The 24,322-nt window shown below is 70.4% G+C and carries 16 protein-coding genes and 1 pseudogene; 12 read left to right on the forward strand and 5 right to left on the reverse strand.

The features are described 5' to 3' along the window. The first annotated feature begins 10 nt into the window (after positions 1–10). From AOQ53_RS01450 to AOQ53_RS01490, 9 genes are all read left to right on the forward strand, one after another. A complete protein-coding gene (locus AOQ53_RS01450) occupies positions 11–1,099 on the forward strand; it encodes a quaternary amine ABC transporter ATP-binding protein (protein WP_059414184.1) in 1,089 nt (362 codons plus the stop codon). Continuing rightward, entirely contained in the window at positions 1,099–3,099 is a 2,001-nt protein-coding gene (locus AOQ53_RS01455; protein WP_059414186.1) for an ABC transporter permease, read from the forward strand. The genes AOQ53_RS01450 and AOQ53_RS01455 overlap by 1 nt, the downstream gene beginning before the upstream one ends. 13 nt (positions 3,100–3,112) lie before the next feature. Continuing rightward, entirely contained in the window at positions 3,113–4,075 is a 963-nt protein-coding gene (locus AOQ53_RS01460; protein WP_059414188.1) for an ABC transporter substrate-binding protein, read from the forward strand. A gap of 227 nt (positions 4,076–4,302) precedes the next feature. After that, a complete protein-coding gene (locus AOQ53_RS01465) occupies positions 4,303–6,741 on the forward strand; it encodes a GcvT family protein (protein WP_059414190.1) in 2,439 nt (812 codons plus the stop codon). Positions 6,742–6,763: 22 nt separating this feature from the next. After that, entirely contained in the window at positions 6,764–7,627 is an 864-nt protein-coding gene (locus tag AOQ53_RS01470) for a bifunctional methylenetetrahydrofolate dehydrogenase/methenyltetrahydrofolate cyclohydrolase (protein ID WP_059414192.1), read from the forward strand. Then, the gene (gene glyA, locus AOQ53_RS01475; protein WP_059414194.1) at positions 7,624–8,907 is read left to right on the forward strand and encodes a serine hydroxymethyltransferase; all 1,284 of its coding nucleotides are present in this window, start codon (positions 7,624–7,626) and stop codon (positions 8,905–8,907) included. The genes AOQ53_RS01470 and glyA overlap by 4 nt, the downstream gene beginning before the upstream one ends. After that, on the forward strand, positions 8,904–10,136 hold the full coding sequence (locus tag AOQ53_RS01480) for a sarcosine oxidase subunit beta family protein (RefSeq protein ID WP_059414196.1): 1,233 nt from the start codon (positions 8,904–8,906) through the stop codon (positions 10,134–10,136). The genes glyA and AOQ53_RS01480 overlap by 4 nt, the downstream gene beginning before the upstream one ends. A 20-nt stretch (positions 10,137–10,156) precedes the next feature. Then, positions 10,157–13,438 carry a sarcosine oxidase subunit alpha family protein gene (locus AOQ53_RS01485; protein WP_059414198.1) on the forward strand — a complete coding sequence of 1,094 codons (3,282 nt, stop codon included), beginning with the start codon at positions 10,157–10,159 and terminating at the stop codon, positions 13,436–13,438. Continuing rightward, positions 13,431–14,036 (forward strand): sarcosine oxidase subunit gamma, encoded by a 606-nt coding sequence (locus AOQ53_RS01490; protein WP_059414200.1) that lies wholly within the window; start codon positions 13,431–13,433, stop codon positions 14,034–14,036. Before AOQ53_RS01485 ends, AOQ53_RS01490 begins: the two co-directional genes overlap by 8 nt. Before the next feature lie 108 nt (positions 14,037–14,144). On the opposite strand, the gene AOQ53_RS01495 is transcribed toward AOQ53_RS01490, so the two are convergent. After that, positions 14,145–14,891, reverse strand: coding sequence for an IclR family transcriptional regulator (locus AOQ53_RS01495; RefSeq protein WP_059414202.1), 747 nt, complete (start codon positions 14,889–14,891; stop codon positions 14,145–14,147). Positions 14,892–15,007: 116 nt separating this feature from the next. After that, complete coding sequence (gene purU, locus AOQ53_RS01500; protein WP_059414204.1) at positions 15,008–15,880, reverse strand: formyltetrahydrofolate deformylase; 873 nt, start codon at positions 15,878–15,880, stop codon at positions 15,008–15,010. A 192-nt stretch (positions 15,881–16,072) separates the two neighbouring features. On the opposite strand from purU, the gene AOQ53_RS01505 reads away from it, so the two are divergent. Both AOQ53_RS01505 and AOQ53_RS01510 read left to right on the forward strand, forming a co-directional pair. Next, on the forward strand, positions 16,073–17,215 hold the full coding sequence (locus AOQ53_RS01505; RefSeq protein ID WP_059414206.1) for an aromatic ring-hydroxylating oxygenase subunit alpha: 1,143 nt from the start codon (positions 16,073–16,075) through the stop codon (positions 17,213–17,215). A 3-nt stretch (positions 17,216–17,218) separates the two neighbouring features. Next, complete coding sequence (locus AOQ53_RS01510; protein WP_059414208.1) at positions 17,219–19,513, forward strand: FdhF/YdeP family oxidoreductase; 2,295 nt, start codon at positions 17,219–17,221, stop codon at positions 19,511–19,513. Between the two features lie 46 nt (positions 19,514–19,559). On the opposite strand, the gene mshA is transcribed toward AOQ53_RS01510, so the two are convergent. The 3 genes from mshA to AOQ53_RS01525 are packed head-to-tail and all read right to left on the reverse strand — an operon-like array spanning position 19,560 to position 23,129. Beyond that, a complete protein-coding gene (gene mshA, locus AOQ53_RS01515; RefSeq protein WP_099054506.1) occupies positions 19,560–20,831 on the reverse strand; it encodes a D-inositol-3-phosphate glycosyltransferase in 1,272 nt (423 codons plus the stop codon). Beyond that, the gene (gene fdhD, locus AOQ53_RS01520) at positions 20,828–21,715 is read right to left on the reverse strand and encodes a formate dehydrogenase accessory sulfurtransferase FdhD (RefSeq protein ID WP_059414212.1); all 888 of its coding nucleotides are present in this window, start codon (positions 21,713–21,715) and stop codon (positions 20,828–20,830) included. Before fdhD ends, mshA begins: the two co-directional genes overlap by 4 nt. A gap of 31 nt (positions 21,716–21,746) precedes the next feature. Continuing rightward, positions 21,747–23,129: an L-serine ammonia-lyase gene (locus tag AOQ53_RS01525; RefSeq protein ID WP_059414214.1), complete on the reverse strand. Its 1,383-nt coding sequence runs from the start codon at positions 23,127–23,129 to the stop codon at positions 21,747–21,749. 963 nt (positions 23,130–24,092) lie between these two features. Here AOQ53_RS01525 and AOQ53_RS01530 point away from each other — a divergent pair. Continuing rightward, positions 24,093–24,322: pseudogene (locus AOQ53_RS01530) on the forward strand (RICIN domain-containing protein); the annotation flags it as partial.

Consider the following 24,322-nt stretch of genomic DNA (forward strand, 5'->3'; position numbering starts at 1 on the left):
GAGGTCGAACATGACCCCAGCAACGACCGAGGTGCCGCAGCGGCGCGGCACGCCCCAGGACCCGGCACCCGACCCGGTCATATCCGTACGCGAGCTGTGGAAGGTGTTCGGGCCGAAGGCGGACCAGGTGCCGGGCTCCGAGGAACTGCGCGGGCTCACCCGCCGCGAACTGATGGACCGCACCGGATGCACCGCCGCCGTGCGGGACGTGGACTTCGAGGTCGCGCCCGGCGAGGTGTTCGTCGTCATGGGCCTGTCCGGCTCCGGCAAGTCCACCCTGGTGCGCTGTCTGACCCGGCTCATCGAACCCACCGCCGGCGACATCCTCTTCGAGGGCGAGAACATCCGCGACGCGGACGCGGGCCGCCTGCGCGAACTGCGCCGCAGCAAGTTCTCCATGGTCTTCCAGCACTTCGGGCTGCTGCCGCACCGCCGGGTCGTCGAGAACGTGGCGTTCGGGCTGGAGATCCGCGGCATGAGCCGGGCCGAGCGCACGAGACGGGCGCTGGAGGTCGTCGAACTCGTCGGGCTCTCCGGGTACGAGAGCTCCTACCCCGACCAGCTCTCCGGCGGTATGCAGCAACGCGTCGGTCTCGCCCGCGCACTGGCCGGTGACCCGGACGTACTCCTCTTCGACGAGCCGTTCTCCGCGCTCGACCCGCTGATCCGCCGTGACATGCAGAACGAGGTCGTCCGGCTGCATCACGAGGTCGGCAAGACCATGGTGTTCATCACCCACGATCTGTCGGAGGCGCTGCGGCTGGGCGACCGCATCCTCATCATGCGCGACGGCAGGATGGTCCAGTGCGGCACCGGCGACGAACTGGTCGGGGCCCCCGCCGACGACTACGTACGCGACTTCGTCAGGGACGTGCCCCGCGGTGACGTACTGACCCTGCGGTGGATCATGCGCCCGGCGGAGCCCGGGGACCCCCTGGACGGTCCCGAGCTCGGCCCGGACGTCGTGGTGAAGGAGGCCACGCGGGCGGTGCTCGCGGCCGAGAAGCCGGTCAAGGTCGTGGAGGACGGCAAGCTGCTCGGCATCGTCGGCGACGAGGAGATCCTCGCGGTGGTCGCCGGGCAGGAAGGCGACGCGTGATGACCGTCGCGATCGAGAAGCCGGAGAAGACCGGGACCGTGGAGCCGCCCGCTCCCGCCCGGCGTGTGCGCACGGTCAACCGCGCCGTGGTGGTGGCCGCGGTCGTGCTCGTCTGGCTGGTGCTCTTCGCCGTGCTGCGCGGCAAGCAGACCCTGGCCCTCGCGGCGGCCGACCTGACCGATCTGCACCGGTGGTTCAACGACGTCAACGACTCGATCGGCGCGAACCGCAACTCCAACCCGCTCTTCCTCTACTTCTTCAACGAGATCCGCGTGGTCATCGACTTCCTGGTGACCTTCGTCCAGGAGCTGATCTCGCAGCCGACCGCGGGCCGCCCGGTTCCGCAGATCGGCTGGCTGGGTGTCGTCGGCGTCGTCGGCTACGTCTCCTGGGCCGTGGGCAACTGGCGTGTCGCGCTGCTGGCCGTGGCCGGCTTCACCTTCCTCGGCCTGCAAGGGCTCTGGCAGGAGAGCATGGACACCCTGGCGCTGACCCTCTCCGCGGTCTTCGTGGCGTTGCTGTTCGCCATCCCGCTGGGCGTGTGGGCCGGGTTGTCGGACCGGGTCAACCGGATCGTGACGCCGTTCCTGGACTTCATGCAGACGATGCCGACCTTCGTCTATCTGGCGCCGCTGACCCTGTTCTTCCTGATCGGTCCCGCCTCCGCCACGATCGCCACCACGATCTACGCGGCACCACCGGCGATCCGCATCACGGCGCACGCCATCCGCTCCGTACCGGAGACCACGGTCGAGGCGGCGGACTCGATGGGCGCGACGCGGCGGCAGGCGCTGCTGAAGGTCCTGCTGCCGATGTCCAAGCGGACCGTGGTGATGGGTGTCAACCAGACCATCATGGCCGCCCTGGCCATGGTGACCATCGCGGCCCTGATCGACGCGCCAGGCCTCGGCAAGACCGTCATACAGGCCCTGCAGTCGCTCGACGTCGGCACGGCCTTCAACGCCGGTCTGGCCATCGTCGTCCTGGCCATCGTGCTGGACCGGGTCACCACCGCGGCGAGCGGACGGGCGGAGACGGCCCGGGGCTCGGACAGCCCGTTCCTCAAGTGGCGGCGGCAGCTGCTCACGGCAGGCGCGGTGGTGGCGGCGGTGCTCGTATATCTGTCGCACATGTACGTGTGGGCGGCCGAGTTCCCCGGCGAGGGAGGCATCGGCAGCGGCATCGCCAGGACGGCGGCCGACGTGACCACCTGGGCACAGGACAATCTGTCGGGACTGACCAACGGCTTCCGCGACGCCCTCACCAACGGCCTGCTCAATCCGTTCCAGACCCTGCTGACCGACTCCCCGTGGTGGCTCGTCGGCGCCGCCCTCGTCGCGGTCGGCGCGGTGCTCGGCGGCTGGCGTGCCGGGGTCACCACCGCCGTGTGCGTGGGCCTGCTGGTCGGTACCGGTGTCTGGTCGGACGCCATGACGACGCTGGCGTCCACCGCGGTGGCGACGGTGCTGGTGATGCTGCTCGGCGTCGTCCTCGGTGTGTGGATGGGCCGCAGCGCGCTGGTGGACCGGCTGCTGAGGCCCTCCCTGGACGCGGCCCAGGTCATGCCGCCGTTCGTCTATCTCGTGCCGTTCCTCGCGCTGTTCGGCGCGACACGGTTCACTGCCATCGTCGCCGCCGTCGTCTACGCGGCGCCGGTCGCCATCAAGATCATCGCCGACGGGGTGCGGGCCGTGCCCGAGACCACCGTCGAGGCGGCGACATCCACCGGGTGCAACACCTGGCAGATCATCACCAAGGTCCAACTGCCCATGTCGCGGGGCGCCCTGACCCTCGCGACCAACCAGGGCCTGATCTACGTGCTGTCCATGGTCGTCGTGGGCGGCCTGGTGGGCGCGGGTGCCCTCGGCTACGACGTCGTGGCCGGGTTCTCGCAGGGACAGCTGTACGGCAAGGGACTCGCGGCCGGACTGGCCATCGTCCTGCTCGGAGTCATGTTCGACCGGATCACTCAGGCAGCGGCTCGCCGCGCCGGCGCATAAGGAGCACCACACCATGGCACGACACTTCAGAGCCGGCGCGGCCGGCCTGGCCGTCCTCGGCCTCACCCTCACGGCCTGCGGCGGCGCGAAGGTCGGCGACGACACCGCCGCCGGCTCGGGCAGCTCGGGCAAGTGCGGCACCTTCAACCTCGCGATCAACCCCTGGGTGGGCTACGAGGCGAACGCGGCGGTCCTCGCCTACGTCGCCGAGCACGACCTCGGCTGCAAGGTCGAGCAGAAGGACCTGAAGGAGGAGATCGCCTGGCAGGGCTTCGGGACGGGCGAGGTCGACGCCGTCGTCGAGAACTGGGGTCACGACGACCTGAAGAAGAAGTACATCACCCAGCAGAAGACCGCCGTCGACGCGGGCCCGACCGGCAACGAGGGCCTCATCGGCTGGTACGTGCCGCCGTGGCTGGCCAAGGCGCACCCGGACATCCTGAACTGGAAGAACCTGAACAAGTACGCGTCGAAGTTCAAGACCTCGGAGTCGGGCGGAAAGGGACAGCTCCTCGACGGCGACCCCTCGTACGTCACCAACGACGAGGCGCTGGTGAAGAACCTCAAGCTGGACTTCAAGGTGGTGTACGCGGGCAGCGAGACCGCGCTCATCCAGGCGTACCGCAACGCCGAGAAGAACAAGGAATGGGTGATCGGCTACTTCTACGAGCCGCAGTGGTTCCTGTCCGAGGTGCCGTTGAAGAAGGTCAGCCTGCCCGCGTACAAGGAAGGCTGCGACGCCGACGCCGAGAAGGTCGCCTGCGACTACCCGGTGTACAAACTCGACAAGATCGTCAGCGCCAAGTTCGCCAAGTCGGGCAGCCCGGCCTATGACCTGGTGAAGAACTTCACCTGGACGAACGACGACCAGAACACGGTCGCCAAGTACATCGCGGTGGACAAGATGGCGCCCGAGGCCGCGGCGAAGAAGTGGGTCGAGGCCAACCGCGACAAGGTCGACGCCTGGATCAAGTAGGGCGAACGACTGCCCTGGTGAACCCCGCCGGCAAGGCCCGGCAGGCTGTGCCCTCAGCCTGCCGGGCCTCGTCGTTTTCCGGTGGTTCCTCCCCGGAGTTTCCGGGGGCTTTTCCGGCGTCGCGGACCCCTTGACACGCCTGTCCACGGCGGGCACATTGAGTTGCGCAACCTGAACCCTGTTGCGCACACAGCAACTGGATCGCTTTCAACGTCGGAGGTGCGGCGATGGCGGGACCCCGGGTGGTCATCATCGGAGCGGGCGTCGTGGGAGCAGCGCTCGCCGATGAGATCTCCGCGCGAGGCTGGACCGAAGTGACCGTGGTCGACCAGGGCCCGCTGCCCGCCACCGGGGGATCGTCGTCGCACGCCCCGGGCCTGGTCTTCCAGACCAACCCCTCCAAGACCATGACGGAGATGGCCCGTTACACCGTCGAGAAGTTCTGCTCGCTCGACGTGGACGGTCAGCCCTGCTTCCTCCAGGTTGGCGGCCTGGAGGTGGCGACCACCCCGGAGCGCGTCACGGAACTGCAGCGGCGCCACGGCTGGCTCGCCTCCTGGGGCATCGAGTCCCGGCTGCTGAGCACCGAGGAGTGCGTCGAACAGCACCCGCTCGTCAACCCGGACAAGGTCCTCGCCGGCCTCCTCGTGCCCACGGACGGCCTCGCGAAGGCGGTCCTCGCCGTCGAGGCGCAGATCCGCCGGGCCACCGAGCGCGGCGTGCGCTTCCTGGCCCGCCACGAAGTACTCGACATCCAGCGGGCCGACGGCGAGGTGACGGGTGTCGTCACCGACCAGGGCGAGATCCCCGCCGACATCGTCGTGTGCTGCGCCGGCATCTGGGGCCCGAAGATCGCCCGCATGGTCGGCATGAACCTCCCCCTCACGCCGCTCGGCCACCAACTCGCCTGGACGGGCCCGGTACCGGCCCTGGCGGGCCAGACGCAGGAGGCGGTCCGCCCGATCCTGCGCCACCAGGACGCCGACCTCTACTACCGCGACCGCTTCGACGGCCTGGGCATCGGCTACTACGGCCACCGCCCGATGCCGATCTCGGCCGACGACATCCTCTCCGTGGACGAGGCCGAGGAGATGCCGTCCGTCCTGAAGTTCACCGAGGAGGACTTCGAGGAGGCCTGGAGCGAGACCCAGTCGCTGCTCCCCGCGACGAAGGACGCCAAGGTCGAAGAGGGCATCAACGGCCTGTTCTCCTTCACCACCGACGGCCTGCCGCTGCTCGGCGAATCCCCGGACGTCAAGGGCTTCTGGGTCGCCGAGGCCGTCTGGGTCACCCACTCCGCGGGCGTCGGACGGGCCATGGCCGAGTGGCTGGTCGACGGCTACTGCTCCTCGTTCGACCTGCACGAGTGCGACGTCAACCGCTTCGAGCCGCACCAGCTCTCACCGGAGTACGTGCTGGCCCGCGACTGCCAGAACTTCGTCGAGGTCTACGACATCCTCCACCCCCTCCAGCCGTCGGGGGACCCGCGCCCGATCCGCACGAGCCCGTTCCACGCCCGCCAGCAGGAGCTGGGCGCCTTCTTCCTGGAGGCGAACGGCTGGGAGCGCCCCCAGTGGTACGAGGCCAACGCGGGCCTGGTCGAGGGCCGTTCCATCGTCACCCCCAACGACTGGGCCGCGAGGTACTGGTCGCCCATCGTCGCCGCCGAGGCCCAGACCACCCGCGAGACCGTCGCGATGTACGACATGACGGCCCTCAAGCGGCTCGAGGTCAGCGGGCGCGGCGCCGGCGAGTTCCTGGAGCGGCTGTGCACCGGCAAGGTCGCCAAGTCCGTCGGCTCGGTGACGTACACCCTGCTCCTCGACCACGACGGCGGCATCCGCAGCGACATCACCGTCGCCCGGCTGGCCCCCGACCTCTTCCAGGTCGGCGCCAACGGCAACCTGGACCTCGACTGGTTCACCCGTCACCTCCCCGCCGACGGCACTGTCCAGGTTCGCGACATCACCCCCGGCACCTGCTGCATCGGCCTGTGGGGACCGCGCGCCCGCGACGTCCTCCAGCCGCTCACCGACGCCGACTTCTCGGCGACCGGACTGAAGTACTTCCGCGCCAAGCGCGCCCACATCGGCTCCGTCCCCGTCACCGCGATGCGCCTGAGCTACGTCGGTGAGCTCGGCTGGGAGCTGTACACCACCGCCGACCTGGGGCAGAAGCTGTGGGACACCCTGTGGCAGGCGGCCGAGCCGCTCGGCGGCATCGCGGCCGGGCGAGGCGCCTTCAACAGCCTCCGCCTGGAGAAGGGCTACCGCTCCTTCGGCACGGACATGACCTACGAGCACGACCCCTACGAGGCCGGCGTCGGATTCGCCGTCAAGCTCGACAAGGACGACTTCATCGGCAAGGCGGCGCTGGAGCGCCGCAAGGCCGACGTACGGCGCAAGCTCACCTGTCTCACGATCGACGACCCGCGGGCGGTCGTGATGGGCAAGGAGCCGGTGTACGACGGTGACTGTGCGGTCGGGTACGTCACGAGTGCCGCGTACGGCTACACGATCGGCAAGGGCATCGCCTATGCGTGGCTGCCCACGGAACTCACCACCCCCGGCACGACTGTGCACATCGGCTACTTCGACCAGTCCGTCGAGGCCGTGGTCGCCGAGGAGCCCCTGTTCGACCCGACCATGTCCCGCCTCCGTGGCTGACCGCAGGGAAGGAACACCGCCGGTGACCACCGCACAACTGCTCGACGGCAAGGCCACTGCCGCCACCATCCGCCGCGAACTCGCCGAGCGCGTGGCCAAGCTGGCCGCCACCACGGGCCGTGCGCCGGGCCTGGGTACCGTCCTGGTCGGCGACGACCCCGGCAGCCACGCCTACGTCGGCGGCAAGCACCGCGACTGCGCCCAGGTCGGCATCGCATCCATCCGCCGGGAGCTGCCCGCCGACGCCTCGCAGCAGCAGGTCGAGGAGACGATCGACGAACTCAACGCCGACCCCGCCTGCACCGGCTACATCGTCCAGCTCCCGCTGCCGCGCCACCTCGACGCGGGCGCCGTACTGGAACGCATGGACCCGGCCAAGGACGCCGACGGACTGCACCCCGTCAACCTCGGCCGGCTCGTCCTCGGCGTCGAGGCCCCACTGCCGTGCACCCCGCGCGGCATCGTCGAACTGCTCCGCCGCCACGACGTGCCCCTCGCCGGAGCGCGGGTGTGCGTGATCGGCCGGGGCATCACCGTCGGACGGCCCATCGGACTCCTCCTCACCCGCAGGTCCGAGAACGCCACCGTCACCCTGTGCCACACCGGCACCAAGGGCCTGGCCTGGCACGTACGCGAGGCGGACATCGTCGTCGCGGCCGCCGGCTCGCCCGGACTGATCACCAAGGACATGCTGCGCCCCGGCGCGGCCGTCCTCGATGTCGGCATCACCCGCACCGACCAAGGACTGGTGGGTGACATCCACCCGGACGCCGCCCAGGTCGCCGGATGGCTGGCGCCGATGCCCGGGGGCGTGGGGCCCATGACCCGGGCCATGCTGCTCGCCAATGTCGTCGAGGCCGCCGAGAGGAACGCGAACGCCGTATGAACGCGCTGAACACCCCCCTGGCTGAGCTGGACCCCGAGGTCCACGCCGCGCTCCGCGCCGAACTGCACCGCCAACAGTCCACGCTGGAGATGATCGCCTCCGAGAACTTCGCGCCCTCCGCCGTGATGGAGGCCCAGGGCTCGGTCGCGACCAACAAGTACGCCGAGGGCTACCCGGGCCGCCGCTACTACGGCGGCTGCGAACACGTCGACGTCACCGAGCGGCTGGCCATCGAGCGGATCAAGTCCCTCTTCGGCGCGGGCTTCGCCAACGTGCAGCCGCACTCGGGCGCCCAGGCGAACACCGCCGTCTTCTTCGCCCTGCTTCAGCCAGGCGACACCGTCCTCGGCCTCGACCTCGCGCACGGCGGGCACCTCACGCACGGCATGCGCATCAACTACAGCGGCAAGATGCTCAACGTCGTGCCGTACCACGTGTCCGAGGCGGACAACCTCGTCGACATGGACGAGGTCGAGCAGCTCGCCAAGGAGCACCGCCCCAAGATGATCATCGCGGGCTGGTCGGCGTATCCGAGGCAGCTGGACTTCGCGGAGTTCCGCAGGATCGCCGACGACGTGGGCGCCCTGCTGATGGTCGACATGGCGCACTTCGCCGGACTGGTGGCCGCGGGACTGCACCCCAACCCCGTACCGCACGCCCACGTCACGACCACCACGACGCACAAGACACTCGGCGGCCCGCGCGGCGGCGTCATCCTCACCAACGAGGCCGACCTCGCCAAGAAGATCAACTCTGCGGTCTTCCCCGGCATGCAGGGCGGGCCCCTGGAGCACGTCATCGCCGCGAAGGCGGTGTCGTTCAAGGTCGCCGCGTCACCGGAGTTCGCCGAACGCCAGGCCCGCACGCTCGCCGGCTCCCGCATCCTGGCCGAACGCCTCACCCGGCCCGACACGGCGGCGGCCGGGGTGAAGGTCCTGACCGGAGGCACGGACGTCCACCTGGTCCTGGTCGACCTGCGCGACTCGGAGCTCGACGGCCGGCAGGCCGAGGACCTGCTCCACGAGGTCGGCATCACCGTCAACCGCAACGCCGTGCCCTTCGACCCGCGCCCGCCCATGGTCACCTCGGGCCTGCGCATCGGCACCCCGGCACTGGCCACCCGCGGCTTCACCGAGGCGGACTTCTCCGAGGTGGCGGACGTGATCGCACTCGCCCTCCAACCGGAGCCGGACGTGCCCGCTTTGCGCGCCCGCACGGAGGCGCTGGCAGCCAAGCACCCGCTCTACCCGCACCTGTCCGAAGACGGAGACGCCCGATGAGCCCCCGCACCCCAGGCGCCGAGCTCCCCGAACACCCCGACTGGCTGTGGCGCAACCCCGAGCCGAAGCGCTCGTACGACGTCGTCATCGTGGGCGGCGGCGGCCACGGTCTGGCCACCGCCCACTACCTGGCGAAGAACCACGGCATCACCAACGTCGCCGTGCTGGAGAAGGGCTGGCTGGCGGGCGGCAACATGGCCCGCAACACCACGATCATCCGCTCCAACTACCTGTGGGACGAGAGCGCCGGCATCTACGAGCACGCGCTCAAGCTGTGGGAGGGACTGGCGGACGAGCTCGACTACCCGATCCTGTTCTCCCAGCGTGGCGTGCTGAACCTCGCCCACAGCCTCCAGGACGTCCGCGACAGCGTGCGCCGCGTCGAGGCCAACCGCCTCAACGGCGTGGACGCCGAGTGGCTCGACGCGGACGGCGTCAAGGAAGTCTGCCCGATCGTCAACATCTCCCCGGACGTGCGCTATCCGGTCCTGGGCGCGACCTACCAGCCGCGCGCGGGTATCGCCAAGCACGACCACGTGGCGTGGGGCCTGGCCCGCTCCGCCGACGCCGCCGGGATCGACATCATCCAGAACTGCGAGGTCACCGGCCTCGACGTCGTCGGCAACCGGGTGGTGGGAGTCCAGACCACCCGCGGCCCGATCGCGGCGGGCAAGGTCGCGCTCTGCTCGGCGGGCCACACCTCGGTCCTGGCGGCCATGGCCGGCGTCGAACTCCCCGTCCAGAGCCACCCATTGCAGGCGCTGGTGTCGGAGCTGCTGGAGCCGGTGCACCCGACGGTCGTCATGTCCAACGCGGTCCACGTGTACGTCAGCCAGGCCCACAAGGGCGAGCTGGTGATGGGCGCGGGCATCGACGCGTACAACTCCTACACCCAGCGCGGTGCCTTCCACATCATCGAAGAGCAGATGTCGGCGGCCCTGGAGCTCTTCCCGGTCTTCGCCCGCGCCCACGTCCTGCGCACCTGGGGCGGCATCGTCGACGTCAGCCCCGATGCCTCACCGATCATCGGCCTCAGCCCGGTCGACAACCTCTACCTCAACTGCGGCTGGGGAACCGGAGGCTTCAAGGCCACCCCCGGCGTGGGCTGGGTCTACGCCCACACCATCGCCCACGACACACCGCATCCGCTGAACGCCCCCTTCTCGCTCGACCGTTTCACCACCGGCGCGCTCGTCGACGAGCACGGCGCGGCCGCGGTCGCCCACTAGGACCATCAGGGAGCCGACCCATGCTGCTGATCCCCTGCCCGTGGTGCGGGCCCCGCGACGAGGCCGAGTTCCACTACGGCGGCCAGGCCCATGTGCCGTACCCGCAGGACCCGTCCTCCCTCACCGACGAGGAGTGGGCCCGCTACCTCTTCTTCCGTGACAACCCGAGGGGCCCCTTCGCCGAGCGCTGGAGCCATGCGGCGGGCTGCCGCCGCTGGTTCAACGCGGTGCGGGACACATCGACGAACGAGATCCTGACGGTGTACCGGGCGGGTGAGGAACGCCCGGGAACGGTTGAACGGCGGTCGGGCGCTCTCGAGCCGAGCCCGGGCACCTTCCAGCCGACCCCGGCACCACCAGCCCGTCCGGCGCTTGAGGACGAGGCCGCCCAGGCCGAAGGGGGGCCTGGGAGCGCAGCCCCCAGCGGGGCCGAAGTGGCGGAGCCCCTTCAGGACGGGAAGGGCAGGGGCGGCGGGGGCGATTCAACCCAGCCGTTCCGCCACCCCACCCGCGGCCGAATCCACCGCGACACCCCGATCACCTTCACCTTCGACGGCACCGAATACCAGGGCTACAAGGGCGACACCCTCGCCTCCGCCCTCCTCGCCAACGGCGTCGTCCAGACCGGCACCAGCATCAAGCTGGGCCGCCCGCGGGGCATCTTCTCGGCCGGCGCGGAGGAGCCCAACGCCGTCATCCAGATCGAGGCCCCCTTCCCCGAGCCCATGCTCCCCGCCACCACCGTCGAGCTCTACGACGGCCTGGTCGCGACGAGCCTCCCCGGCCAGGGCCGGCTCGCCACCGAACCGGACCCGGCCCGCTACGACGCCGTCCACACCCACTGTGACCTCCTGGTCGTGGGCGCGGGCCCGGCCGGACTCGCGGCAGCGGAAGCCGCCGCCCGATCAGGTGCCCGCGTCATCCTCGCCGACGACCAGCCGGAACCCGGCGGCAGCCTCCTCGGCACCGGCGAACACCTCGACTGGGTGACCGGGACGACCGCCCGGCTCGACGCCGCCCCCGACGTCCATGTCCTGCGCCGCACCACCGTCTTCGGCTACTACGACGACAACCACCTGCTCGCCGTGGAGCGCCGCACGAACCACCTCGGCGCCCAGGCCCCCGAGAACGTCTCCCGCGAACGCGTCTGGCGCATCCGCGCCCGCCGCGTCGTCCTCGCCACCGGCGCCCACGAACGCTCGCTGGCCTTCGCGGACAACGACCGCCCCGGCGTGATGCTGGCCGCCTCGGCCCGCACCTACGCCAACCGCCACGGCGTCCTGCCCGGCCGCCACGCGGTCGTCTTCACCACCAACGACAGCGCCTACGCGGCGGCCTTGGACCTCGCGGCGGCGGGCGTGGCCATCGAGGCCGTGGTCGACACCCGCACCGAGCCGGGGGAGTGGGCGACGCGCGCCCGCCAGGCCGGCATCGAGGTGCTGACGGGGCACGCCGTCACCGCCACGGAAGGCGACCCCCGTCTCACCTCCGTGACCGTCGCCCCGTACGGACAGTCCACGGGACAGCGGGAGTTCGCCGCCGACCTGCTCCTGGTCTCCGGCGGCTGGAACCCGGTGGCGCACCTGTTCAGCCAGGCGGGAGGCAAGCTCCGCTACGACGAGGAGCTCGGCACCTTCGTCCCCGACACCTGCCGCCAGGCCGTCGAGGTCGCGGGCGGCGCGAGCGGCGTCTTCGACCTGGCGCGCGTTCTCGCACAGGGGGCCGCCGCCGGTGCCCGCGCGCTCGAGGCCGAGGGCTACACCCCAGGGGAGGTCCGGCTGCCACAGGTGGCCACGCCGCTGCACACGCCGCCCATGCGGGTCTTCACCGTCCCTGGCCGGGAAGGCGCCCCGCGCTTCGTCGACCTGCAACGCGACGTCACCGTCGATGACCTGGCCCGGGCGACCGGTGCCGGCATGCGCTCCGTCGAGCACACCAAGCGCTACACCACGGCCGGCACGGCGAACGACCAGGGCAAGACCTCCGGCGTCCTGGCCAGTGGCGTCGTCGCCGAACTGCTCGGCGTGGACATCTCCGCGCTCGGCACCACCACCTTCCGGCCGCCGTACACCCCTGTCTCCTTCGCCGCCCTCGCCGGCCGCGACCGCGGCGCCCTGCTCGACCCGATCCGCACCACCGCCCTGCACGAGTGGCATGTCGCGCACGGCGCCCTGTTCGAGAACGTCGGCCAGTGGAAGCGGCCCTGGTACTACCCCCAGGACGGCGAGGACATGGAGACGGCCGTACTGCGCGAGTGCGCCGCGGCCCGCGAGGGCGTCGCCTTCATGGACGCCTCCACCCTCGGCAAGATCGACGTCCAGGGCCCGGACGCCGGCGTCTTCCTCGACCTGCTGTACACCAACATGATGAGCACCCTGAAGGTCGGCATGATCCGCTACGGCGTGATGTGCCGCCCGGACGGGATGGTCTTCGACGACGGCACCGTCATCCGTCTCGACCAGGACCGCTACCTCGTCACCACCACGACGGGCAACGCCGCCGCCGTGCTGGACTGGATGGAGGAGTGGCTCCAGACGGAGTGGCCCGAACTGCGGGTCCACTGCACGTCGGTGACCGAGCAGTGGGCCACGGTCGCCCTGGTCGGCCCGCGCTCCCGCGAGGTCCTCGGCTCGCTCGCGCCCCGACTCGCCGTCGCCAACGACGACTTCCCGTTCATGGCGTGGCGCGAGACGACCGTCGCCGGCATCGACGCGCGCGTGTGCCGGATCAGCTTCTCCGGCGAACTCGCCTACGAGATCAACGTGTCACCGTGGGAGGCCCTCGCCCTGTGGGAGGCGCTGTACGAGGCCGGCGCCCCGTACGGCATCACCCCCTACGGCACGGAGACCATGCACGTCCTGCGCGCGGAGAAGGGCTATCCGATCGTCGGCCAGGACACCGACGGCACCGTGACGCCGCAGGACCTCGGCATGAGCTGGGTGGTGTCGAAGAAGAAGCGGGACTTCATCGGCAAGCGGTCCCACGCCCGTGCCGACACCGCCCGCCCCGACCGCAAGCACCTGGTCGGGCTGCTTCCGGAGGACCCTGGCACGTTCCTCCCCGAAGGCACGCACCTGGTCGCCGGCAGTGTGCTGCCGGCGCCGCCCGTCCCGATGCTCGGCCACGTCACGTCCAGTTACCGCAGCGCGGCCCTCGGCCGGACGTTCGCCCTCGCGCTGGTCAAGGGCGGCCGGGACCGCATCGGTGAGCGACTCTACGCACCCGTGGGCGACCGGCTGGTCCCGGTGACCGTCGCGAACCCCGTCCTCTACGACCCCGAGGGAGCCCGCCGCGATGGCTGACACCGCCGTTACCACCCCGCTCCGCAGCCCCCTGTCGCATGCCGCCGACCGGCTGGCCGCCGCGACCCGCACCTCCGGGGGCGCGATCCGGCTGGCGGAACTGCCCTTCCTGACCCAGATCAATGTGCGTCTCGACCCCAAGGGAGCGGCGGCGGACGCCGTGGGGCTGGCGCTGGGCCTCCCACTTCCCGTCGAACCCGACACCGTCGTCCGCGCCGGGGAGCTGACCGCGCTGTGGCTCGGCCCCGACGAGTGGCTCGTGGTGGGTCCGCCGGGCGGTCAGCAGGACCTGGAGAGCCGGATCCGTGAGGCCGCGGGCGACGAGCCCGTGTCCGTCATCGATGTCTCGGCTCAGCGCACCACGCTCCTCGTCGCGGGCCCCCGGGCCCGCGACCTGCTCGCCCACGGCTGCTCGCTGGATCTTCACCCGCGGGCCTTCGGCCCGGGGCGCTGCGCCCAGACGAACCTGGGCCGAACCCAGGTGGTCCTGGTCGCCCGTGACGACCCCAGGGCCGGGTTCTGGGTGCTGGTCCGTTCGTCCTTCGCCGGCTATCTGACGGACTGGCTGCTGGACGCGGCTGTGGAGTGGACGGGCTGACGCGGGCAGCACGCAAGCGGCGGTCGGTGATCCGGACACCGGATCACCGACCGCCGCTTGTCATGAGGGTTCTGTCCTGGTCAGCGACCGAGTCGGGCCTTGCGGGCCTCAACCCGTATAACCGAGACGGCGGCTGAGCTCGTCCGCTCCCGAGACCAGCAGCGGCGCGAGTTCGCGCATCCGCTCCTCGGTCAGCCGGAAGGCCGGCCCTGACGCACTGAGGGCGGCGACGACCTCGCCTTCGTCCGAACGCACGGGAGCGGACAGGGCGTTGAGGCCCTCCTCGTATTCCTCCAGCGTGATGGCATAACCCTGCTCACGGGCTTTGGACAGATCCGCCTCCAGCTTCTTCCTGGAGGTCACCGTGCGCGGGGTCAGACGGGGGAGGCCGGCCTCGGCGAGGAGTTCGTCGCGGGCCTCGCGGTCGAGGTGGGCCAGGAGGACCTTGCCGCTCGACGTGCAGTGCAGCGGCGTCAGCCGTCCCACCCAGTTCTGCGCGGCGATGGCCGACGAGCCGCGTACCTGGTAGAGGTTGATCGCGTGGTGGGACTCGAGCACGGCGATGTTCAGCGTCTCGCCCACATCGTCGACGAGACGCTCGCAGATCCCGCGCCCGTGTCTGGTGACGGCGATGCGGCCCGTCACGGCGCCGGCCAGGCGCACGACGCCGAAGCCGAGACGGTACTTTCCGCGTTCGCTCTCCTGCTCGACCATCCCATGCGCTTCCAGCGCGCCGAGCAAACGGAAAGCGGTGGACTTGTGGACGTCGATCGCCGCGGCCACTTCACTCACGCCCGCCTCGCCGTGCTGGGCGAGGATCTCCAGCACGGCGACAGCACGGTCAACGGATTGCACTCCGCCACTGGGAGCGCCTGCGGAGTCAGCGCCGTAGTTGCCCATGGCGAAACCCTAAGTGAAATGGACAACAGGCGTGAGGGGGTGGAGGTCATTTTCCTCGGAGGCCGTTTTCCTCAGCGGAAGACGACCGTACGGTTGCCGTTGACCATGATGCGGCTCTGGCTGTGCCATTCCACCGCCCGTGCCAGGACCTGCGCCTCGACGTCGCGCCCCAGCGCGACCAGGCTGTCGGGACCCTGTGAGTGGTTCACACGGACGACGTCCTGCTCGATGATGGGTCCCTCGTCGAGGTCCGGGGTGACGTAGTGGGCCGTCGCTCCGACGAGCTTGACGCCGCGCTCGTGCGCCTGGACATAGGGGCGGGCGCCCTTGAAGCTCGGCAGGAACGAGTGGTGGATGTTGATCGCCCGGCCTTCGAGCTGCTTGCACAGGTCGTTCGACAGGATCTGCATGTAGCGGGCGAGGACCACCAGGTCGATGTCCAGCTCGTCGACGAGCTCCAGCAGCCGCGCCTCCGCCTCGGGCTTCGTCTCCCGGGTCACGGGCACGTGGTGGAAGGGGATCCCGTAGCTCTCGGCGAGCGGCTCGAAGTCCCGGTGGTTGGAGACGATCGCCGGCACCTCGATGTTCAGCGCGCCGGTGCGGCAGCGGAAGAGCAGGTCGTTCAGGCAGTGCCCGAACTTCGACACCATGATCAGCGTGCGCGTGGGCGTCGACGCCTCGTACAGCTGCCAGGAGATCCGGTACGCCTCCGCGACCTGGGTGAAGCCGGTCTTCAGGCTTTCCAGCGACGTGCCCGGGTCCGAGACGTCGAAGTGCACCCGCATGAAGAAGCGGTCCTGCAACCGGTCGTCGAACTGCTGGCTCTCCTGGATGTTCCCGGAGTGCCGGACCAGGAAGCCGGTGACGGCGTGGACGAGGCCCGAGCGATCGGGGCACGACAGGGTGAGGACGAACTCGCGGCCGGTTGTGCGTCCAAGAGACACGGAGCCCTCCCAGAGAAGTGCGTATTACGCAACAGTCTGACTGATACGCAACATGGTCCTGGCTGCGGCGGTCTGCGGTCAAGGGCTTGACACTGCTTCGGGTGGGCTGCACCGTGAGTTGCGTAGCAAGAAGCTCGTTGCACATGAGGCAACCACTCGCCCGCCCGAGGCGCCTTCACTCCGAGGTGAACCATGACTACGACCGGCCTGCCGGAGAGCCTGATCGCGACCCTCCCCGGTGACCACTACACGGACCCGGAGATCTTCCGCCTGGAGCAGGAACACATCTTTGAATCCATGTGGTTCTGCGCGGCACGCTCGTCGGAACTGTCGAAGCCGGGCGCCTTCCGGACCGTGGACGTCGGGCGGGAGAGCGTCCTGTTGACCCGGTCGCGGGACGGCTCCGTCCGGGCCTTCTTCAACGTGTGCCGGCACCGGGGCGCGAAGCTGTGCACGCAGGAGTCCGGAGAGGTGAAGCGGGCCTTCCAGTGCCCGTACCACGCCTGGACGTACGACCTCAACGGCAAGCTCGTGGCGGCGCCGAACCTGACGAAGATGCCGGACATCGGCCGCACCGAGTACGGCCTGGCGGGCGTGGCGGTACGCGAGTGGCTGGGCTATGTGTGGGTGTGCCTGGCCGAGAACCCGCCCTCGTTCGAGCAGTCGGTGATCGCGGACGTGGTCGCGCGTCTGGGCGACGTGGAGTCCATCGAGCGGTACGACGTCGAGAGCCTGGAGGTCGGCCGGCGGATCGTCTACGACGTCAAGGCCAACTGGAAGCTGATCATCGAGAACTTCATGGAGTGCTACCACTGCGCGACCATCCACCCCGAGCTGACCGAGGTCCTCCCGGAGTTCGCCGACGGCTACGCGGCGCAGTTCTACGTGGGACACGGCGCCGAGTTCGGCTCGGACGTCCAGGGCTTCACCGTGGACGGCTCTCAGGGCCTGGACCGTATCCCCACGGTCTCCGAGGAGCAGGACCGCCGGTACTACGCGATCACGGTGCGCCCGCAGGTGTTCATCAACCTGGTCCCCGACCACGTGATCTTCCACCGGATGTTCCCGGTGGCGGTCGACCGCACGATCGTGGAGTGCGACTGGCTGTACCTGAAGGGCGTGGTGGCAAGCGGCCGGGACGTCAGCCGGTCGGTCGAGCTGTTCGACCGCGTCAACCGGCAGGACTTCGACGCCTGTGAGCGCTGCCAGCCCGCGATGAGCTCCCGGCTGTACGCCAAGGGCGGCGTCCTGGTGCCCAGCGAGCACCACATCGGCGAGTTCCACGACTGGGTCCAGGACCGCCTCGGCACCCGCTCGAACCTCGCGGAGCGCTAGCCCATGACCCGCAAGGCTCCTGCCGAGGACCCCGGTGACTCCCGTCTGCGGGTGGGCCCGCCGAAGGACTACGCCGCGGGCGTTCCCGCGGTCACGTCCTCGCTGCGCCACGCCCACGCGCAGATGGGCGTCCGCCGCAGTCTGCTGACCCTGCTGAGCGTCAACCAGAAGACGGGATTCGACTGCCCGGGATGCGCCTGGCCCGAGCCCGAGCACCGGCACCGTGCCGAGTTCTGCGAGAACGGCGCCAAAGCGGTGGCCGAGGAGGCGACCGTGCGCCGGGTCGGTCCCGGCTTCTTCGCCGAGCACACCCTGGAGGAGCTGGCCGGACGCAGCGACTACTGGCTCGGTCAGCAGGGCCGCCTCACCCACCCCATGTACCGCCCCGCGGGCAGCGACCGGTACCGGCAGATCTCCTGGGACGAGGCGTTCGCCGTCATCGCCCGGGAGCTGGCCGCTCTCGGCTCACCCGACCAGGCCGCCTTCTACACCTCCGGCCGGGCGAGCAACGAGGCCGCCTTCCTCTACCAGCTGTTCGTCCGGCTCCTCGGCACCAACAACCTGCCCGACTGCTCCAACATGTGCCACGAGTCGAGCGGCTCCGCCCTGACCGAGACCATCGGCATCGGCAAGGGCAGCGTCCGGCTGGAGGACCTGTACGAGGCCGACCTGATCCTCGTCGTCGGGCAGAACCCGGGTACCAACCACCCCCGGATGCTCTCGGCCCTCGAGACCGCCAAGGACAAGGGGGCCCGCGTCATCACGGTCAACCCCCTCCCCGAAGCCGGCCTGTTGCGCTTCAAGAACCCCCAGCGGCCCTCCGGCGTACTGGGGGCGGGAACCCAGCTCTCCGACCAGTTCCTGCAGATCAGGCTCGGCGGCGACCAGGCCCTCTTCCAGGCCTTCAACCGCATGCTCCTGGAGGCGGAGGACGACGCTCCCGGCACCGTCCTCGACCGTGACTTCATCACCGCGCACACCCACGGCTTCGAGGAGTTCGCCGACCAGGCCCGCAAGACGTCCTGGGACGACGTCCTGGAGGCGACCGGCCTGTCGGAGCGGGAGATCCGGGAGGCGTTCCAGGAGGTGGTGTCCGCCCGGAAGATCGTCGTGTGCTGGGCCATGGGCCTCACCCAGCACCGCCACTCGGTGCCGACCATCCGCGAGGTCGTCAACTTCCTGCTGCTGCGCGGCAACATCGGACGTCCCGGCGCCGGCCTGTGCCCCGTGCGCGGGCACTCCAACGTCCAGGGCGACCGGACCATGGGCATCCACGAGAAACCGGACGCCGCCTTCCTCGACGCGCTCGGCGCGGAGTTCGGCTTCGTGCCGCCCCGCCATCACGGCCACGACGCGGTGGAGACCATCCGGGCCATGCGGGACGGACAGGTGCGGGTCTTCGTCGCGCTCGGCGGCAACTTCGTCTCCGCCGCCCCGGACACCGAACTCACCGAGCGAGCTCTGCGCAACTGCGAGCTCACGGTGCAGGTCTCCACCAAGCTCAACCGGTCCCACGCGGTGACCGGCCGCCAGGCGCTGATCCTGCCCTGCCTGGGCCGCACCGAAGCCGACCTGCGGCCCGCGGGGGAGCAACGGGTGACGGTGGAGGACTCCATGGGCATGGTGCACCTCTCGCGCGGCCGGCTGGCGCCCGCCTCCGACGCCTTGCTGAGCGAAGTCGCGATCATCTGCCGGATGGCGAACGCGGCCCTCGACAGCGGTGGTCCGCAGGTGCCCTGGGCCGACTTCGAGGCGGACTACGACCTGATCCGGGACAGGATCGCCCGGGTGATCCCCGGCTTCGAGGACTTCAACGCCCGGGTGCGCCGGCCGGGCGGCTTCGCCCTGCCCCACCCGCCACGCGACGAGAGGCGCTTCCCCACCAGGACCGGACTGGCCAACTTCACCGTCAACCAACTGGATGTGCTGCGCGTCCCGCAGGGGCGGCTGCTCCTGCAGACCCTCCGTTCGCACGACCAGTACAACACCACCATCTACGGCCTGGACGACCGCTACCGGGGCATCCACCAGGGCCGCAGGGTGCTCTTCGTCCACCCGGACGACCTCGCCGCGCGCGGCCTGGCCGAGGGTGATCCGGTCGACATCGTCAGCGAGTTCTCCGACGGGGTCGAGCGCCGGGCACCGGCCTTCCGAACGGTCGCCTACCCCACCCCGCGTGGCTGCTGCGCCGCCTACTTCCCCGAGACCAATGTCCTCGTACCGCTGGACTCCACCGCGGAGGTCAGCAACACGCCGACGTCCAAGTCCATCGTGGTCCGGCTGGAACCGGCTCACTGACCGGCAGTCCGGTCAGGCACGCTCACGCCTGACCGGACTCAACCGGTCAGTCACGCTCGCGCATCGCCGCCGCGTACACGTCCGCCGTGGCCGCGGCGGCCGTGTCCCAGCCGAACGACTCGGCGTGCCGGGCGGCTGCCGCGCCCATCCGGGCCGAGAGCGCCGGGTCGTCGGCGAAGCGGCGCAGCGCCCGCGCGTAGTCCGCGGGCCTGTGCCCCGGCACCAGCACGCCGCTCACTCCGTCCCGAACGGCCACCGGCAGGCCGCCGACCGCGGCCGCTATCACCGGCGTCCCGCAGGCCTGCGCCTCGGCGGCCACCAGACCGAAGGACTCGCTGTAGGACGGCATGACCAGCACGGTCGCCGCCCGGTACCAGTCCGCGAGCTCCGCCTGCCCCACCGGCGGACGGAACAGCACCACATCACCGATGCCGAGCTGGGCGGCGAGCTTCTGCAACTCCTCCGGCCTGGCCAGGCCACTGCCGCTCGGCCCGCCCACGACCGGCACGACGATCCGCTCGCGCAGCCGTGGCCGCTCCACCAGCAGCCGGGCCACCGCACGCAGCAGGATGTCCGGAGCCTTGAGAGGCTGGATGCGGCCGGCGAAGAGCGGTATCAGTGCCCCCGGCGGCAGCCCGAGCCTGGCCCGGGCCGCGGCCCGGCCGGCCTCGACCCCGCGAGGATCGGGTCGGAAGCGGTTCAGGTTCACGCCGGGGTGCACGACAGCGACCCTGTCGGGTTCGGCGTCGTAGCGGCGGCACAACTCGTCCGCCTCCTTCGCCGTGTTGGCGATGAGCCGGTGTGCGCCCCGGATGACCCGTGTCTCCCCGAGCACGCGGGACTCGGGTTCGGGTGTGTCGCCCTGGGCGAGGGACGCGTTCTTGACCAGGGCCATGGTGTGCATGGCGTGCACGAGCGGTACGCGCCAGCGTTCGGCGGTGAGCCGGCCGACCTGTCCGGAGAGCCAGTAGTGCGAGTGCACGACGTCGTAGTACCCGGGGCGCTGCCCGGCCCAGACCCGCGTCACTCCGTGCGTGAAGTCGCACAGCCGCGCCGGCAGCTCCTCCTTGGCCAGGCCCTCGTAGGGTCCGGCGACCACATGCCGCGCCAACACGCCGGGCGCGAGCTCGACGGTGGGCGGAAGCGCCGCCGAGGTCGCCCGGGTGAAGATCTCCACCTCGATGTCGATCGCGGCGAGGCACTTGGCGAGTTCGACGATGTAGACGTTCATGCCGCCCGCGTCGCCGGTGCCCGGCTGGTGCAGGGGCGAGGTGTGCACGCTGAACATCGCGACGCGGCGGGGGCGGCGATGGCTCACTCCGGGTGACCCCCTCGTGGCCCCAGGGCGATGCGCTGCTCGCCGGCGTACACGTTCATGGAGCTGCCGCGCAGGAAACCGACCAGCGTGAGGCCGGTCTCCGCCGCCAGGTCCACCGCGAGGGAGGAGGGCGCGGAGACCGCGGCCAGCACCGGGATGCCCGCCATGACCGCCTTCTGCGCCAGCTCGAAGGACGCGCGGCCGGAGACCAGCAGGACGGTCCGGGACAGCGGCAGCGCGCCGGACCGCAGCGCGCGGCCGATCAGTTTGTCGACCGCGTTGTGACGGCCCACGTCCTCACGCAGGTCCAGCAGCTCCCCCTCCGCCGAGAACAGCCCCGCGGCGTGCAGCCCGCCGGTGCGGTCGAACACCCGCTGCGCGGCCCGCAGCCGGTCGGGAAGGAGTGCCAGCAGATCGGGAGCGACCCGGACCGGGGGAGTGTCCGCGATCGGCCAACGGGCGGTGGTCCGCACCGCGTCCAGGCTCGCCTTGCCGCACAGACCGCACGACGAGGTGGTGTACACGTTCCGCTCGAGCGAGATGTCCGGCACCGCCACGCCGGGCGCGAGCCGCACGTCGACGACGTTGTACGTGTTCGAGCCTCCCCCACTCTCGACTCCGCTCGAGCGGGAGGTGCCCCCAGCTTTCGCGCCCGCGCAGTACACGATGTTCGCCAGCTCCTCGGCCCGGCCGAGGACGCCCTCGCTCACCAGGAACCCGGCGGCCAGCGCGAAGTCGTCGCCGGGCGTGCGCATGGTGATCGCGAGAGGCCTGCCGTTCAGCCGGATCTCCAGCGGCTCCTCCGCCACCAGCGTGTCCGGCCGGCTGCCCACCGCCCCGTCCCGGATGCGCAGTACGCGCCGTCGCTCGGTGACCCGTCCCACGCACACTCCCCAGATCCAGGCTGCCGCGTCGTCAGCACTCGATGACGTTGACCGCGAGCCCGCCGCGGGCCGTCTCCTTGTACTTGACCTTCATGTCGGCGCCCGTCTCCTTCATGGTCTTGATGACCTTGTCCAGGGAGACGTGGTGGCGGCCGTCGCCCCGCAGGGCCATCCGGGCCGCGGTGACGGCCTTGACCGCCGCCATGCCGTTGCGCTCGATGCACGGGATCTGCACGAGGCCGCCGACAGGGTCGCAGGTCAGGCCCAGGTTGTGTTCCATGCCGATCTCGGCGGCGTTCTCCACTTGTTCGGGCGAGCCGCCGAGTACCTCCGCGAGACCGCCCGCGGCCATGGAACAGGCGGCGCCGACCTCGCCCTGGCAGCCGACCTCGGCGCCCGAGATCGAGGCGTTCTCCTTGAACAGCAGGCCGATGGCGCCGGCCGCCAGCAGAAACCGGACCACGGCGTCGTCGTCGGCTCCGTGCACGAAGTTGACGTAGTAGTGCAGGACCGCCGGGATGATGCCGGCCGCGCCGTTCGTCGGAGCGGTGACCACCCGGCCGCCGGCCGCGTTCTCCTCGTTGACCGCCATGGCGTAGAGGGTCACCCACTCCAACGCCCGCCCCGCCGGGTCGCCCTCGGCCCGCAGCGCCTTGGCCACGGCGGTGGAACGGCGGCGGACCCTGAGCCCGCCCGGCAGGATCCCCTCACAGGACAGGCCGCGTGCCACGCACTCCCGCATCACGCGCCAGATCTCCAGCAGTCCCGCGCGGATCTCCTCGTCGGTTCGCCAGGCCAGCTCGTTCTCCAGCATCAGCGCCGAGATCGACAGACCCGTCTCCCGGGTCAGGCGCAGCAACTCGTCGCCGCTGCCGAACGGGTACTTCACCACCGTGTCGTCGACCTTGACCCGGTCCGCGCCGACGGCCTCCTCGTCGACGACGAACCCGCCCCCGACCGAGTAGTAGGTGGCCTCCAACAAGGACAGCCCCTCGGCGTCGTACGCGAACAGCCTCATGCCGTTGGCGTGGTACGGCAGGGAACGGCGGCGGTGCAGGACCAACTGCCGCTCCGTGTCGAAGCGGATCTCGTGGGCATCGCCGAGCTCGCGGCCCAGCAGCCGCAGCCTTCCCGTCGCCCTGATCCGCTCGACGTCACCTTCGGCCACGCCGACGTCCACCGTGTGCGGCTCGTTGCCCTCCAGACCGAGCAGGACGGCCTTGGGGGTGCCGTGACCGTGGCCGGTGGCCCCCAATGAGCCGAAGAGCTCGGCCCGTACCGACGCCGTCCGCGCGAGCAGATCTTCCTTCTCCAGCCTGCCGGCGAACATGCGGGCGGCCCGCATGGGACCGACCGTGTGCGAACTGGACGGGCCTATGCCGATGGAGAAGAGGTCGAAGACGGAGATGGCCACGAGCGGGCTCCCTTGTCTGCGCGTGGGTGTGGCGGGAGGCGCGAGCGAAACCTCACGACGGTGGATGCTCTGGTTGCTGATTAAGCAACGAGCATCTCTATGTGCAACAGCCTTTCTTTTGTGTACCAGGTTGTCAAGACGGCTGCCGCGCGGGTGGCGACTCCGACGGCACGGCGCCGGTGGGCCGGTGTCCCGACGGCCGTCCCGAGCCGGGTCGGGTCCGGGTGCTCCGGGCGGCATCTGGGCGCACCGGTCGGCAGGCGAGGTCCGTCTGTGGCTCGAAAGCACGCTTCACTCAGCCTCCCGATCGAGCATCGAACTGTTAGTCAAGTCAGGCCGGGTCGTTACGGTGGGACCGCCCTATTCGACGCGTCGGAGCAGACCTTGGCGGATTTGGCGGTCACTTTGGTCGCTGACTACACGTTTCCGGCTCGGGCCTGGTTGCCGGCGGCGGCGATCGTGGCGTTGCCGGGGGGCGTGCCGCATCGCCGCCCAGTACGAGATCTTCATCCGGCGGTGGAGCGGCCTGCGGCCACTCACACGATCGTCGGCATGACGGCTGGTATCGGTCACAGCGACGGCTGACGGCCCGGCGGTCCGACCCTGAGTTCAGAGGGATTTGGCTCGCAGAGATTGACAGATGAGAGTCCGATGGTGACTCTTTCTGTTATTCGAAATGGTGTGGGAGCGTTCACAGTCATGTGCCCCAGCGAGCAGACCGCATGCATCGCTCCTCGCCGCCTCGGGCTTTTGTACCTCCGCATCAGTGGTGACAGGAGGCACTTCATGCGTGAGTTACGGCCGGCCGGCGTTCGGCGGCCGCCACCGCACCGTGCGCGTTCAGCGGAAGCCGCACCATCACCCCGTTACCTCACCTGACGCTTCCTCACCAGTGAAGCGACCGGGCCGCGAAACCCGCACCTTCCCCCACGAGCAACCCCCCACTCACACAGGAGTTCATCGATGAGCATGCAACGGCGCACCTTCCTGGCCCTGAGCGCGGCCGGAGCAGCGGGCGTGGGCGCATCCCTGTTCGGCACCGGGCAGGCTGGCGCCCTCGCCAGGCCGCAGGGTGCCCCCACCACGCCGTTCGCGGTCGGCGTGCGCCGGTATGACTGGACCCGCGGCAGCCGCCGGTGCACCACCTACGTCTACTACCCGGCCACCGGCACCCCCGGCGGCAACCCGGTGAC

The sequence above is a fragment of the Streptomyces azureus genome (genome assembly GCF_001270025.1).
In the GTDB taxonomy this organism is placed as follows: domain Bacteria; phylum Actinomycetota; class Actinomycetes; order Streptomycetales; family Streptomycetaceae; genus Streptomyces; species Streptomyces azureus.

Coding starts and splice junctions, on each gene's coding strand:
- glyA (WP_059414194.1), top strand. CDS start 7,624: ATGAACGCGCTGAACACCCCCCTGGCTGAGCTGGACCCCGAGGTCCAC.
- AOQ53_RS01480 (WP_059414196.1), top strand. CDS start 8,904: ATGAGCCCCCGCACCCCAGGCGCCGAGCTCCCCGAACACCCCGACTGG.
- AOQ53_RS01490 (WP_059414200.1), top strand. CDS start 13,431: ATGGCTGACACCGCCGTTACCACCCCGCTCCGCAGCCCCCTGTCGCAT.
- AOQ53_RS01465 (WP_059414190.1), top strand. CDS start 4,303: ATGGCGGGACCCCGGGTGGTCATCATCGGAGCGGGCGTCGTGGGAGCA.
- AOQ53_RS01505 (WP_059414206.1), top strand. CDS start 16,073: ATGACTACGACCGGCCTGCCGGAGAGCCTGATCGCGACCCTCCCCGGT.
- AOQ53_RS01450 (WP_059414184.1), top strand. CDS start 11: ATGACCCCAGCAACGACCGAGGTGCCGCAGCGGCGCGGCACGCCCCAG.
- AOQ53_RS01460 (WP_059414188.1), top strand. CDS start 3,113: ATGGCACGACACTTCAGAGCCGGCGCGGCCGGCCTGGCCGTCCTCGGC.
- AOQ53_RS01510 (WP_059414208.1), top strand. CDS start 17,219: ATGACCCGCAAGGCTCCTGCCGAGGACCCCGGTGACTCCCGTCTGCGG.
- AOQ53_RS01455 (WP_059414186.1), top strand. CDS start 1,099: ATGACCGTCGCGATCGAGAAGCCGGAGAAGACCGGGACCGTGGAGCCG.
- AOQ53_RS01485 (WP_059414198.1), top strand. CDS start 10,157: ATGCTGCTGATCCCCTGCCCGTGGTGCGGGCCCCGCGACGAGGCCGAG.